The following is a 13,174-nucleotide window of genomic DNA, read 5'->3' on the forward strand; positions in this document are numbered from 1 at the left end:
AAGGAGAACTCGCGCCCCGAGACGCGGCAATCGGTTACGACTGATCACCGGAGACCCCGACTCCTTAGTTGCGACCGCGGGCGCCTCTCGGGGGAAGAACGGAGGCCGACATCCACACACGGTCGGTGCCTCACCTTAGAGGTGTCTCCAAAGTGAATCAAGACGGCCCCGCGCCCTGATGCCCTTTCTGAGCGCTCCCTGAACCGTGGCTGAGATTCACGGTGTCGAATCGGCACCGGCACCGCTGCCGTTACCGGGTACGTCAGTTGCCGGTCTTGGCCGGCGCGGTGTCGGGCTTGACCGAGCGCAGCAGGACGGTGGCGACGTCGACGACCTCGACGTTGTCCTCCTCGCCCTTGCCGGTCACGCCGTCGCCGAGCATCGTGTAGCAGAACGGGCAGCCGACGGCGACGGTCTTGGCGCCGGTGGACAGCGCCTCCTCGACCCGGTCGACGTTGATCCGCTTGCCGATCCGCTCCTCCATCCACATTCGCGCGCCACCGGCGCCGCAGCAGAAGGACCGTTCGGAGTTGCGCGGCATCTCGGTGAGCCCGCCGCCGACCGCCGAGCCGAGCACCTCGCGTGGTGCGGCGAAGACCCGGTTGTGCCGGCCGAGGTAGCACGGGTCGTGGTAGGTGACCCCGCCGTCGACCGGGGTGACCGGGGTCAGCTTGCCGCTGGCGACCAGGTGGGCGAGCAACTGCGTGTGGTGTACGACCTCGAACTTGCCGCCGAGTTCGCCGTACTCGTTGCCGAGGGTGTTGAAGCAGTGCGGGCACGTCGCGACGATCTTCTTGACCCCGGCCTCGTTGAGGGTCTCGACGTTCTGCTGGGCCAGCATCTGGAAGACGAACTCGTTGCCGATCCGGCGGGCCGGGTCGCCGGAGCACGTCTCGCCCTCGCCGAGGATGGCGAAGTTGACGCCGGCCTCGTGCAGGAGGGTGGCGACGGCCCGGGTGGTCTTCTTCGCCCGGTCCTCGAACGCGCCGGCGCAGCCGACCCAGAAGAGGTATTCGAAGTCCTCGACCTCGCCGACCCGGGGAACCTCGAAGTCGAGGCCCTTGGTCCAGTCCTCACGGGTGTTCTGCGGGGCTCCCCACGGGTTGCCCTTGTTCTCCAGGTTGCGGAGCATCACGCCGGCTTCGGACGGGAAGGACGACTCGATCAGCACCTGGTAGCGCCGCATGTCGACGATGTGGTCGACGTGTTCGATGTCGACCGGGCACTGCTCGACGCACGCCCCACAGGTGGTGCACGACCACAGCACGTCCGGGTCGATGACGCCACCGTCCTCGGCCCCGCCGATCAGCGGGCGCTCCGCCTCGGCCAGCGCCAGTACGTCCATGTGCGCGAGCTGGGCCGCGGTCGCCTTCTCCTCACCGGTGAGGTCCTTGCCGCCGCCGGCGAGCAGGTAGGGCGCCTTGGCGTAGGCGTGGTCACGCAGGCTGAGCACCAGCAGCTTGGGCGAGAGCGGCTTACCGGTGTTCCAGGCCGGGCACTGCGACTGGCAGCGGCCACACTCGGTGCAGGTGGTGAAGTCGAGCAGGCCCTTCCAGGTGAACTGCTCGACCTGGGCGACGCCGAACTGGTCCTTCTCCGGGTCGGCCTCCTCGAAGTCCAGGGGCTTGCCCTCGGACATCATCGGGCGCAGCGCGCCGAGGCCGGATCCGGGCCGACCGGGGTCGCGCTTGAAGAAGATGTTGAAGAAGGCCGAGAAGCGGTGCCAGGCGACGCCCATCGTGACGTTCAGCGAGATCACGATCAGCCAGGTCATCGAGATGGCGATCTTGATCAGGGCGACGATGCTGAGGGCGGCTTCGGACGCCGGCAGCACCGATCCGAGCGCGTGCGACACCGGGGTGGCCCACACCGGGTAGTCGAAGTGGTCGGTGGCGACCTTGAACCCACGGATGAAAAAGCCGCAGATCAGGATCGTGAAGATGACCCATTCGACGAAGTAGGCCTGCCACATGGTGGAGCCGGTGAAGCGGGACAGTCCGCGGGCCCGGGTCGGACGGTTGATCAGCCGGATCACCATCAGGACCGCGATGCCCACGAAGCCGAGCACGCCGATCAGTTCGGTGAGCAGCCCGTACGGCAGCCAGCCGCTGAGCAGCGGCAGGCCGACCTTCGGATTCACCACCTCGAAGTACGCCTCGAGGACCAGGGTCGACAGGGCGATGAAGGCGATCATCACGAACCAGTGGGCGGCCCCGACGACCCCCCACCGCAGCATCCGGGTGTGGCCGGCGATCTCGACCAGCATCGTCTTCAGGCGGGTGCCCCGGTCGGTCAGGCGGTCCGGGGCGGGCTGGCCCAGCCTGACGACCGCGACCATCCGGCGGACCGCGCGGACCGCCAGCCACACCGCCACCGCGGTGATCGCGGCGGCGAGGACCGTAGTGACGATCTGGACTGTGCCCATGCCTGGCCTCCCGGTCTGCCTGGGTACGGCTGATGACCGGGGGGACGACCGGCCATGCGATGCAGCCTACGCGCCAGGTTACCCGTCAGTAACGTGAGAGTCCCAACAGTCGGGCCGCATCATCCTGCGGCCACCTTAAGGCTCGTTACGCCGACATGATCGGCGGCCGCCCCGGGGGCGGCCGCCAACTTTGTCACACGCCTGTGGAAAACCTGTGGATAACCGGGACGCCGGTCAACGCCAGCGGGACAGCAGGATCAGTGAACTGACCATCGCGCCGAAGCCGACCGCCAGGTTCCAGTAACCCCAGGTGGCGACGGGGTAGGCCGTCTCCGACAGGTAGTAGACGACCAGCCAGCCGATGCCGAAGACAATCAATGAAACGGCGGCGATCGGAAGCCAGATCGGGCTAGGCTTGCGGGTCGCGGCTGTCGAAGTCGGGCGCACGTCGGTCGGCGGGGTGTACACCTTCTTCTTGCGAACCTGAGACTTTGGCACGACGCTCTCCTGAGTGAGGGGTAGATCCTCGTCCGGCCTGACAACCGGACGCAGGGGCGACGGTCCATGGCCAATAATGTTCGAGAGCTAGCGTAGTCAAGACAACGCGCTCAGGCCACGTATGGGTCGAAGACAGATACCTGGAGCGTGCCCGCCGGATACCGGCGGGCCCGCGACGGGCCGGGCCGGGCAGCGGCCTGGACGACGATCGATGCCGTCCGGAGCGGCGGGGGAGGCAACGTGGAATACACCTCGGGCGCGGCCTCCTGGCGCCAGGTGTTCCGTCGTGTCGCCGCGGGCCTGCGGTGGCGCCCCTCGCGCCCGCGCCGCACCGGTTGGAGCATCGGCGTACCGCTGATCGCCCTCGCCGCCGGCCTGCTCTTCACCACGACCGCGACCACCGCGGACGGCACCGCGCTGCGCGAGGACCGCCGACCGCAGCTCACCCAACTGATCGAGGAACGCCGCCAGCAGGTCACCGCCAGCGAGGAGCGTGCCGCGCGGCTGCGGGCACAGGTCACCGAACAGGCCGAGGCGTTCGCCGGCTCGGACGTCCCGATCGCCGAGCAGCGCGACCGCGCCGAGTCGAGCCGGCAGGCGGCCGGATTCACCCCGATGCGCGGACCCGGTCTGGTCGTTGAACTCAACGACGCGCCACAGGTCGGTGGAGGCAACCGGCCGGATGCCGCGACCAACGACGACCTTGTGGTCCACCAGGGCGATGTCCAGGCCGTGGTCAACGCCCTCTGGGCCGGTGGAGCCGAAGCAATGTCGATCATGGATGTACGCGTGCTGTCGACGAGCGCTGTACGCTGCGTAGGCAACACTCTGCTGCTCCACGGTCAGGTCTACTCGCCGCCGTTCAAGATCGCTGCAATCGGGGATCCCGCCCACCTTCAGCGGGCGCTGACCGAGTCCGAGGGGGTCCAGTTGTTCAAGGACACCGCTGCCCACTACCAGCTCGGTTACCGCGAGTCGGTCGAAAGCAATCTGAACGTGCCAGCCTACGAGGGTTCCAGTGCCCTGCGTTCGGCCCGGGTGCCAGAGTGAACCCCATGAACGGCGAAGCGCCTGACCAGCGTAACGGCCGCCACCGCGCGACAGGCACCGACGACGCCACCGCGCTGATCCCCCGGATCACCGACGCGGCCGGCGAACAGCCGCCAACCCACGCCGGGCCGCCGCCCCCGCCCGGCCCGGCACACCAACCGCACCCGTCCCCCCAGACCGCACCGGGCGCTCCGGCCCACCCGCTCGACCAGCGCGGATACGACCGTCCCGCGCCGGCGAGCGAGCACCAGGTGGGCGCTTCCCGGCCCCATCCGGACTCCGGCCCGTACGATCCACGTCGGGCAGCCCCCGGCCCCCGCCCCTGGCCGCCCCGCCACCGAACAGCATCCGACCGGCGGCTTGCCGGTGACCGGGTCCGGCCTGTCCGGCGCACAGCCGGGCCCGCCGCGGTACGACGGGAGACCGAACGGTGGACCGCCGCCGGGTCGGGATCCGCAGGCCGGTTCGGCGCCGGGAATCGCCTCCGGGCCACCGACCGGCACCGCCGCCCAAGGATGGCCGCCGCAGCACGGTGGGCCGCAAACGGCCCGACCGCCACTCGCCGGCGCCCCGCCGACCGGGCCGGCCGACGACGGCCGGACGGCACCGGAGCCGCGATCCCGTCCCCGACCGACGCCCAACCCCCGCGGCGGGCCGATCTGGCCCGACAACCCCGTACGCCGTGACCAGCCGGACGACGCCCACCGTGGGCTCCCACCGCTGGTCCCCGGGCCCCCACCCCGGGCACCGGAGGCCGCACCGCCGCCGGGCCCGGCCGACGCCTCGACCGCGGTCATCCCGCTGGACACCGCGTCGACCGCCGTCATCCCGCTCGACCTCACGTCGACCGTGGTCATCCCGCCGGTCATGGGCGGGGCCGCCCGGCCGGCGGAATCGACCCGGACCGGACCGCCGGGCCCCGGCCAGTCGGTCGCTCCGCCGTTGCGGGCCGCGGCAGCCGGCGCCCGTACCGACGACAGCGGCTCCCGCTCCCCCGCCGACGACGCGCGGCCGGCCGGTGCCGACGCCCCGGGCGCCCGTACCGGCGACGACGGCGACCGCGGTACGGCACGCGTCGACCCGGAGGCGGCAGCCAGGGCCCGGGCCGCGAAGGCCGCCGCCGGCACCACGTCCCCGGGCGCACCCGGCGACGGCAAGCCCGACGGCGCCACGCCCGACAAGCCCCGCCGCGGTGAGAAGGTCGTCCAGCTGCGCCCGCACCGCACCGACGAGGGATACAAGAGCGTCTACTCGGAGCTGACCCGTCCGACGCTCGGCTCCCGGCTGCGCGGCAGCGTACGCGTCGCCGGCGAGGTTCTGATCACCTTCGGTCTCGTCGTGCTGCTCTTCGCCGGCTACGAGATCTGGGGCAAGGGCGTGGTGGTCGACGCCCACCAGAACGACCTGAGCCAGCAGTTGGCCGACGCGTGGGACCAGTCCGCCGATCCGACGGTCGGCCCGACGCCGACGACGCCCACGGCCAGCGGCCCGGCGACCCCGGCGGTTACCGGCAAGCCGATAGCCGGACTCTACATTCCCAAGTTCGACCAGAACTGGATCGTGGTCGAGGGCGTCGGCCAGAAAGACATCCGGTACGCGCCGGGCCACTACCCCAAGAGCGCCATGCCGGGCCAGATCGGGAACTTCTCGGTGGCCGGGCACCGCAACCGGGCAACGTTCTGGCGGCTCGACGAACTCAGGAACGGCGATCCGATCGTCCTCGAGGCGAAGACCGACTGGTACGTCTACCAGGTCACCCGCGTACACATCGTCAAGCCTTCGCAGGTCGAGGTGGTCGAGCCCGTACCAGGTCAGTTCGGCGCGAAACCGACCAAGGCCATGCTGACGCTGACCACGTGCAACCCGAAGTTCGACAACTACGAGCGGCTCATCGTGCACGCCGAACTGACCCGCACCCAGCCCAAGTCGGACGGCCGGCCGGGCGAACTGGGAGGCTGACCGACGTGTACGCGTGGATCTGGCGGAAGCTGCCGTTCGGGCTGCCCGGCAAACTCATCGGGTCACTGATGCTCACCATGAGCGTCCTGGCCCTCCTGTGGTTCTTCGTCTTCCCCTGGGCGGAGCCGCTGCTCCCCTTCGACGACGTTCAGGTCACCCAGGACGGCGGCGGCGATCCCGGCACGCCGGGCGGGCCGACCGGCGGCGAGCCGGGCACGGACACCGGCGACCCCGGCAGCGGCGACGGCCACGACATCCCGTACGACACCGATCAGAACAACCCCGCACCCACCCCGTCGGCGAGCAGGTGACGTCCGTGCGCGTTTTGGTGATCGACAACTACGACTCGTTCGTCTTCAACCTGGTGCAATACCTGGGCCAGCTCGGGGTCGAGTGCGACGTACGGCGCAACGACGAGATCGACGTGGCCGAGGTCGGCCGGCTCGACGTGGCCGGCATCCTGCTCTCCCCCGGCCCGGGCTCACCGGAGCGCGCCGGCATCTGTCTCGACGTGATCCGGGAGTACGCCGGAAAGCTGCCGCTCTTCGGCGTCTGCCTCGGCCACCAGGCGATCGGGGCAGCCTTCGGGGCGACCGTGACGCGAGCCCCCGAACTGCTGCACGGCAAGACCTCGCAGGTGCACCACAAGGGCGCTGGCGTGCTCGCCGGCCTGCCCGACCCGTTCACCGCCACCCGCTACCACTCGCTCGCGGTGGTCCGCGAGACGTTGCCGGACGAGATCGAGGTGACCGGCTGGACCGGGTCCGGGGTGGTAATGGCGATGCGGCACCGTAGCCTGCCGATCGAAGGGGTGCAGTTCCATCCCGAGTCGGTGCTCACCGAGGGCGGCCACATCATGCTGGCCAACTGGCTGGCGGCGTGCGGGCAACCCGAGGCCCTCGACCGGGCGCCGGCCCTCGCCGCCGAGGTCGACACCCGCCGCCTGGCGGCCTTCGCCGGCGCCTGAGCCGGAGATACGCCACCCCGCTACCGCGACCACGAACAGGCGCTCCGACCCGGTGGGTCGGAGCGCCTTGTCTGTTCGAGGACGGTGCTCAGTCGTTGGCGCGTCCGTTGAAGGGAGGCAGGGACGGAATCACACCGCTACCCCCACCGTCTCCCCCGCCGCCGCCTTCACTCGGCGTCGGCGTCGGGGTGGTCGGCGTCGGGCTGGCCGGTTCGGTGGGCTCCGCACGGGGCTGGGTCACCGTGATGGTGATGGTGTCGCCCTGCTTGGCCTCGCGGTTGGCCCCCGGGTCCTGTGCGGTCACCCGCCCCGGGTCGTCGCTCTCCTGCCCCGGCCGTGGATTGACCTTGAAGCCGGCGTTCCGCAGGGTGGTCGTTGCCGCCGCCTCGGTGGATCCCACCACGTTGGGCACCAGGCGGAGCAGGTTGTTGGAAAGCTCGACGACCACCTTGCCGCCGACCTCGATGTCCTTGCCGACATCAGGCACCCTGACCACCTGGTCCTTGGGATCGCGGCTGTCGACGGTCTTCCACTCCGGCACCAGATTGGCTTCGCGCAGCCGTTCCTCCGCGCCCGCCTTGGTGAAGCCGACCAACTCGGGAATCTTGACCATCTCGGCGCCGCCGCAGACCTGGAGGGTGATCTCCCGCCCGGGTTCGACCCGCTGCTCGGCGGCCGGATCCTGGGTCAGGACGTTGTTGAGCACGCACTCGTCCTGTTTGATCACATTGCTGACGACCTTCAGGTTGGCCGCCTGCAGTTCCGCCGTGGCGTCGGCGACCGGCTTGTCGACCACGCTCGGCACGGCGACCAGCTCGGGTTCGTCGTTCTGCGACGCGATGAGACCGGCGATCAACGCGATCACCGCGAGCACACCCAGCGCGCTGAGCGCGGCCAGCACCCAGGCGGACGCCTTGCGGCGGCGGGCGTCGCCGACCCGGGCCGGCGGCCCTCCGGTGCCACCGATCTGCCGGGTGGTCGCCGACGGCCCCATCGCCATCGTCTCGTCTTCCCGCATCACCGGGGTGGCCATGACCGGCCGGCCGTTGGCCGCCCGCAGCAGGTCGGCGCGCATCTCGCCGGCGCTCTGGTAGCGGTTGAGCGGGTTCTTCGACAGCGCCTTCAGCACGATCGCGTCGATCGCGGGCGTGACCTCGGGGTTGATCTCGCTGGGCGCCCGGGGTCTTCCCGGACGTGCTGGTAGGCGACGCTGACCGGGCTGTCACCGACGAACGGCGGATGGCTGCACATCAGTTCGAAGAGCACGCAGCCGGCGGCGTAGACGTCGGACCGGGCGTCGACGGCCTCGCCGCGGGCCTGCTCGGGTGACAGGTACTGGGCGGTGCCGATCACCGCGCTGGTCTGGGTCATCGTCGTCGCGCCGCTGGCCAACGCCCGCGCGATGCCGAAGTCCATGACCTTGACCGCGCCGTTCTGGGTGAGCATGACGTTGCCGGGCTTGATGTCCCGGTGGATAATCCCGTGCCGGTGGCTGAACTCCAGCGCGGCGCACATGTCGGCGGTGAGTTCGAGCGCGCGGCGGGGCATCAGCCGCCCCTCGGCCGCGAGCACCTCCTTCAACGTACGGCCGTTGACGAACTCCATGACGATGAACGGAATCGTCTCGCCGGTCGGCGCGATCTCCTCGCCGGTGTCGTAGACGGCGACGATGGCGGGGTGGTTGAGCGAGGCCGCGTTCTGCGCCTCACGGCGAAACCGCATCTGAAAGGTGGCGTCGCGGGCCAGGTCGGTGCGCAACATCTTGATCGCGACATCGCGGCCGAGCCGCAGGTCACGGCCGTGGTGCACCTCCGCCATGCCGCCGTAGCCGAGCAGCTCGCCGACCTGGTACCTGCCACCCAGCAGGCGGGCCTGCGCAGTCATCTCGTCTCAAGTCCTTCGCTCACGTGGTCGTCGCCCCGCCGAGCTGTCGGGCGCTCTCCACTCGACGGTACGGCGCGTTCGGCGAGTCGTCGCGCTCGACTACCATCTGAATACTTGTGGTGACGTTCGGCGACTGCAACTCGGCGCTGCTGAAGAAGTTCTTCCGCACCTGATAGCTGATCCCGAAAGAGCAGGCCAGCACGACGAGGCCCAACACGATGGCGAGCAGAACCACGGCCGGTCGGCTGGTCTGGCGCGCCGGCTGCTGGTAGCCAGGGGTCGCCGGCTGGTAGCCGTACGTCTGGTCGGGCTGCTGCGGCCGGGCGGTCGGGATCGACGCCGCGCCCCGCGTGTAGCCACCGGCGGCCGGGCTGCCGGGGGCGGTGTGCGGTGCCGGAACCGGCCCGGACGCCGAGGTCTGGGCGCCGTGCGGACCCGATGCGGGCGGGCCGGAGCTGACCGGCGGGTACGCCGGCATCATCCGGGTACCACCCGGTCCGGAGGTCGGGGCGGTCGGTGGCGCCGACGCCGGCTTGTTCATCGCGACGCCCGGGCTGCCGGGCGGGCCGACGGGGCGGTTCGGGGCGGTCGGGGGCCCGGCCGGCCGGGGCTGGCCGGACAGTTCGGCCGCGACCTGGCGGGCCGCCACGGCCAGCGCCGAGGCGGACGGCCACCGGCCGCCGGGGTCCTTGGCCATCGCCCGGTCCACGATCGACCGGACCGGGGGCGGGATGTCGCCGGGCAACGGCCGGGGCGTGTCCCGCACGTGCATCATCGCGATCGCCAGCGGATTGTCGCCCTCGAACGGCCGGTGCCCGGAAAGGCACTGGTAGGCGACCACGCCGAGCGCGTAGACGTCGGACGCCGGGGTCGCGGTGCCGCCGGCCGCCTGCTCCGGCGAGATGTACGACGCGGTGCCGAGCACCGATCCGGCCGCGGTGAGCTGGGCGACCATCGCCGAGCGGGCGATGCCGAAGTCGGTGAGGACCAGGGTGCCGTTGGGGCGTACGAGGAGGTTGCCGGGTTTGACGTCCCGGTGCACGATGCCCTTCTCGTGGGCGGCCTGGAGGGCGTCGGCCGCCTGGGCGACCAGGGCCATGGTCCGCGCCGGGGTCAGCCGGCCGACCCGGCCCAGGGTGCGGGACAGCGCGTCGCCCTCCACGTACTCCATGACCAGAAAGGCGATCTGCTGGTCGCTGCCGTAGTCGTAGACGTCGACGACGCCCGGGTGGTTGATCGTCGCCATGGTGCGGGCCTCGCCACGGAACCGCTCGGCGAAGCCCGGCTCCTCGACCAGGGACGGCAGCAGGATCTTCACCGCGACGGTGCGACCGAGCACCTCGTCGGTGCCGCGCCAGACGTCACCCATCCCACCGCCGGCGATGCGCTCGTCTAGACGGTAGCGGTTACCTAGCAGTACGCCAGGGCTGAGCATGTCACCTGCCTCCCGCGTCCGCGATGACGGCGCGCATGATCTGTGCGGTGATCCGGGCGGCCTCGCCACTGCCGCCACTGCCGGCGTTCTCGAGGACGACCGCGACGGCCGAGATCGGCTGTCCGTCCTTCATGACGTAGCCGATGAACCAACCGTGGTCGTCGTCGTTCTCGCCCGCCTGGGCGGTGCCCGTCTTGCCACCGACGGTGTAGCCGTTGATCCGCGCGTTACGGCCGCTGCCGTTCTCCACGACGCTGACCATCATGGCCTGGAGGTCCCCGGCCACCTGGGCGCTGACCGGCTGCCGCAACTCCCGGGGGCGGCGTTGTAGTAGTTGGTGGTGCGGTCCGGGCCGATCAGCTGCTGCACCAGGTAGGGCCGCATCTGGGAGCCGTTGTTGGCCACCGCGGCCGCGATCATGGCGCCTTCGAGCGGCGACATCCGTACGTTGTTCTGCCCGATCGCCGACTGGGCCAGCGCCGCCTGGTCGTCGCTGCCGTCCGGGTTCTGGATGTCGCCGGTACGGCTCGGGGCGACCGGAAGCCCATCCTCGCCCAGCCGGCCGACGTTGAGGCCCTCGTCCTCGAAGCCGAACTGGACCGCCTTCTCCTTCAGCTTCGCCGCGCCGAACTGCACACCGAGTTTGGCGAAGCCGGTGTTGCACGACTCGGTGAGCGCCTCGATCAGGGTCACCTCGTCTTCCGGGCAGATCGACGGGGCGGCGTTGCGGATGTCGGTGCCGGACGTGGGTGCCCGGTAGACCGGGCCGGCCGGGATCCGGGTGTCCCGGGTGATCCCGTTCTCCAGGGCGACCGCGGCGCCGATCACCTTGAACGTCGAGCCGGGCGGCAGCACCTCGGCCAGCGCACGGTTGTTCAGCGGTCTGTTCCGGTCGTCCCGGTACTTCTCGTAGGCGGCCTCGGCGACCGACGAATCGTGGCTGACCAACGGGTTCGGGTCGAAGCTCGGCATCGAGACGAGGGCCTGGATGGCGCCGGTACGCGGGTCGATGGCGACCGCCGCGCCCCGGGCGGCGCCGACCCGGTTGTTGGACAGCTCGTTGAACGCCGTCTCCTGGGCCCGCTGCGACAGGGTGAGCAGCACGTTGCCGCCGGCCGTCTGGTTGCCGGTGAACATGTCCTTCAACCGGTCGGCGAAAAGCTGGTCGCTGGTGCCGGCAAGGAACTCGTTCTCGGTCTTCTCGATGCCGACGGCCGCGCCGTTGACCGGCTTGTAGCCGAGCACGTGTGCGTAGAGCTCGCCCTCGGCGTAGGTGCGCAGGAACCTGAGCTGCCCGCCGGTGTCCTCGGCACCGGCCAGCGCGCTGCCGCCGGCCTCGATGTTGCCGCGCTTACGGTCGTATTCGGCGACCTGGACCCGGCCGTTGTAGTCGCTCGTCCGATAGTCGTCGGCCTTGTAGGCCTGGACCCAGTTGAGGTTCGCGAAGAGCAGGCCGAAGAGGATCATGACGACCACGCCGACGCGGCGCAGTGGGGCGTTCACGGCCGGATCACCTCCGTTGGGGCGCCGTGCAGCTGCGCCGGTGGGGTACCGGGTGCCCGGGCCGGTGCGGCACCGGTCACCGGGCTACGGGCGGCATGGGAGATCCGCAGCAGCATCGCCACCAGCAGCCAGTTGGCCATCAACGACGAACCACCGGCGGACATGAACGGCGTGGTCAGACCGGTGAGCGGGATCAGGCCGCTGATTCCGCCCACGATCACGAAGACCTGGAGGGCGATGGTGAACGCCAGGCCGCCGGCCATCAGCTTGCCGAACGAGTCGCGGACGGCCAGCCCGGCGCGCAGCCCGCGCTCGACGATGAGCAGATAGATCACCAGCAGGGCGGAGAGGCCGAAGAGGCCGATCTCCTCGCCCATCCCGGCGAAGATGAAGTCGTTGTGCACCTCGGGCACCTGCGTCGGCTGTCCACCGCCCGGGCCGGTGCCGAACAGGCCACCGGTGCCGAGGCCGAGTAACCCTTGGACGAGTTGGAACCCGCTGTTGTACGGGTCACCGAACGGGTCGAGCCAGATCTCGGCGCGCTGGTAGAAGTTGGCGAACGGGCCGCCGACAGCACTGCCCAGGAAGTAGGCGAGGAAGGCGCCGCCGAAGAACAGCAGCAAGCCGATGATCATCCAGCTGGCGCGTTCGGTGGCGATGTAGAGCGTCACCACGAACATGCCGAAGTAGAGCAGCGAGGTGCCCAGGTCCTTCTGGAAGATGAGGACCATCAGGCTGAACAGCCAGACGACCACGACCGGCCCGAGGTCACGACCGCGTGGGAAGTCGATGCCGAGGAAGCGCCGGCTGGCCAGCGAGAGCACTTCCCGCTTGCGGACCAGGTAGTACGCGAAGAACACCAGCAGGGCCAGTTTTGCGAACTCGCCGGGCTGGATCGAGAAGCCTCCGACCTTGATCCACAGCTTCGCGTTGTTGACCTCGGAGAACCGGGCCGGCAGCACCGCGGGGATCATCATCAGGACGAGGCCGGCCAGACCGAGGGTGTAGGCGTACCGGGACACCGACCGGTGGTCCCGGATCACGATCAGCAACCCGGCGGCGAGGATCAGCGACGCCAGGGTCCAGGCGAGCTGCCGCCCGCCGGTGCCGGCGAAGATCGGGAAGTCGATGCGTTCGGCGGGAGCCACCTCGGCCAGGTCGAGCCGGCGCAGGAACCCGACGCCCAAGCCGTTGAGCAGGGCGACCGCCGGCAGCAGGACCGGATCGGCGTACGGCGCCAGGAACCGGACGACCAGGTGCAGGGCGAGGTAGACGGCCGACAGCACGGCGGCCGGAACCCAGAAGTCGAGGGTCACCGTGTCGAGCATGTTGGCCTCGACGGTGGCCGAGTAGGCGGCCACCAGCACCATGGCGACCAGCAGCAGCGCCAGCTCGGAGTTGCGCTTGGTGTTGGTCGCCGAGAAACGCGGCATCTCACCCGTCGCTGCGGGTG

At 70.3% G+C, this 13,174-nt stretch carries 8 protein-coding genes and 2 pseudogenes; 4 read left to right on the forward strand and 6 right to left on the reverse strand.

Annotated elements, in window-relative coordinates:
- Nucleotides 1–262: 262 nt before the first annotated feature.
- Nucleotides 263–2,425 carry a (Fe-S)-binding protein gene (locus tag Prubr_RS11810; protein ID WP_212824846.1) on the reverse strand — a complete coding sequence of 721 codons (2,163 nt, stop codon included), beginning with the start codon at nt 2,423–2,425 and terminating at the stop codon, nt 263–265.
- A gap of 234 nt (nt 2,426–2,659) precedes the next feature.
- Nucleotides 2,660–2,923, reverse strand: a complete 264-nt coding sequence (locus tag Prubr_RS11815; RefSeq protein ID WP_212824848.1) for a cell division protein CrgA — start codon at nt 2,921–2,923, stop codon at nt 2,660–2,662.
- A gap of 240 nt (nt 2,924–3,163) precedes the next feature.
- On the opposite strand from Prubr_RS11815, the gene Prubr_RS11820 reads away from it, so the two are divergent.
- The 4 genes from Prubr_RS11820 to Prubr_RS11835 all read left to right on the forward strand — a co-directional run bounded on the left by Prubr_RS11820 (nt 3,164) and on the right by Prubr_RS11835 (nt 6,899).
- The gene (locus tag Prubr_RS11820) at nt 3,164–3,973 is read left to right on the forward strand and encodes a DUF881 domain-containing protein (protein ID WP_212824850.1); all 810 of its coding nucleotides are present in this window, start codon (nt 3,164–3,166) and stop codon (nt 3,971–3,973) included.
- Nucleotides 3,974–4,339: 366 nt separating this feature from the next.
- Nucleotides 4,340–5,932 (forward strand): class E sortase, encoded by a 1,593-nt coding sequence (locus tag Prubr_RS11825; RefSeq protein ID WP_246568588.1) that lies wholly within the window; start codon nt 4,340–4,342, stop codon nt 5,930–5,932.
- A 5-nt stretch (nt 5,933–5,937) separates the two neighbouring features.
- On the forward strand, nt 5,938–6,243 hold the full coding sequence (locus Prubr_RS11830) for a hypothetical protein (RefSeq protein WP_212824852.1): 306 nt from the start codon (nt 5,938–5,940) through the stop codon (nt 6,241–6,243).
- 5 nt (nt 6,244–6,248) lie between these two features.
- Nucleotides 6,249–6,899 (forward strand): aminodeoxychorismate/anthranilate synthase component II, encoded by a 651-nt coding sequence (locus Prubr_RS11835; RefSeq protein ID WP_212824855.1) that lies wholly within the window; start codon nt 6,249–6,251, stop codon nt 6,897–6,899.
- Between the two features lie 88 nt (nt 6,900–6,987).
- On the opposite strand, the pseudogene pknB reads toward Prubr_RS11835, so the two are convergent.
- The 4 genes and pseudogenes from pknB to Prubr_RS11855 all read right to left on the reverse strand — a co-directional run bounded on the left by pknB (nt 6,988) and on the right by Prubr_RS11855 (nt 13,154).
- Nucleotides 6,988–8,783: pseudogene (gene pknB, locus Prubr_RS11840) on the reverse strand (Stk1 family PASTA domain-containing Ser/Thr kinase).
- 19 nt (nt 8,784–8,802) lie between these two features.
- Nucleotides 8,803–10,218 carry a serine/threonine-protein kinase gene (locus Prubr_RS11845; RefSeq protein ID WP_246568590.1) on the reverse strand — a complete coding sequence of 472 codons (1,416 nt, stop codon included), beginning with the start codon at nt 10,216–10,218 and terminating at the stop codon, nt 8,803–8,805.
- 1 nt (nt 10,219) lies between these two features.
- Nucleotides 10,220–11,721: pseudogene (locus tag Prubr_RS11850) on the reverse strand (penicillin-binding transpeptidase domain-containing protein).
- Nucleotides 11,718–13,154 carry an FtsW/RodA/SpoVE family cell cycle protein gene (locus Prubr_RS11855; RefSeq protein ID WP_212827924.1) on the reverse strand — a complete coding sequence of 479 codons (1,437 nt, stop codon included), beginning with the start codon at nt 13,152–13,154 and terminating at the stop codon, nt 11,718–11,720. The pseudogene Prubr_RS11850 and the gene Prubr_RS11855 overlap by 4 nt, the downstream one beginning before the upstream one ends.
- Nucleotides 13,155–13,174: the final 20 nt, after the last annotated feature.

This window comes from Polymorphospora rubra, assembly GCF_018324255.1.
Taxonomy (GTDB): Bacteria; Actinomycetota; Actinomycetes; order Mycobacteriales; family Micromonosporaceae; genus Polymorphospora; species Polymorphospora rubra.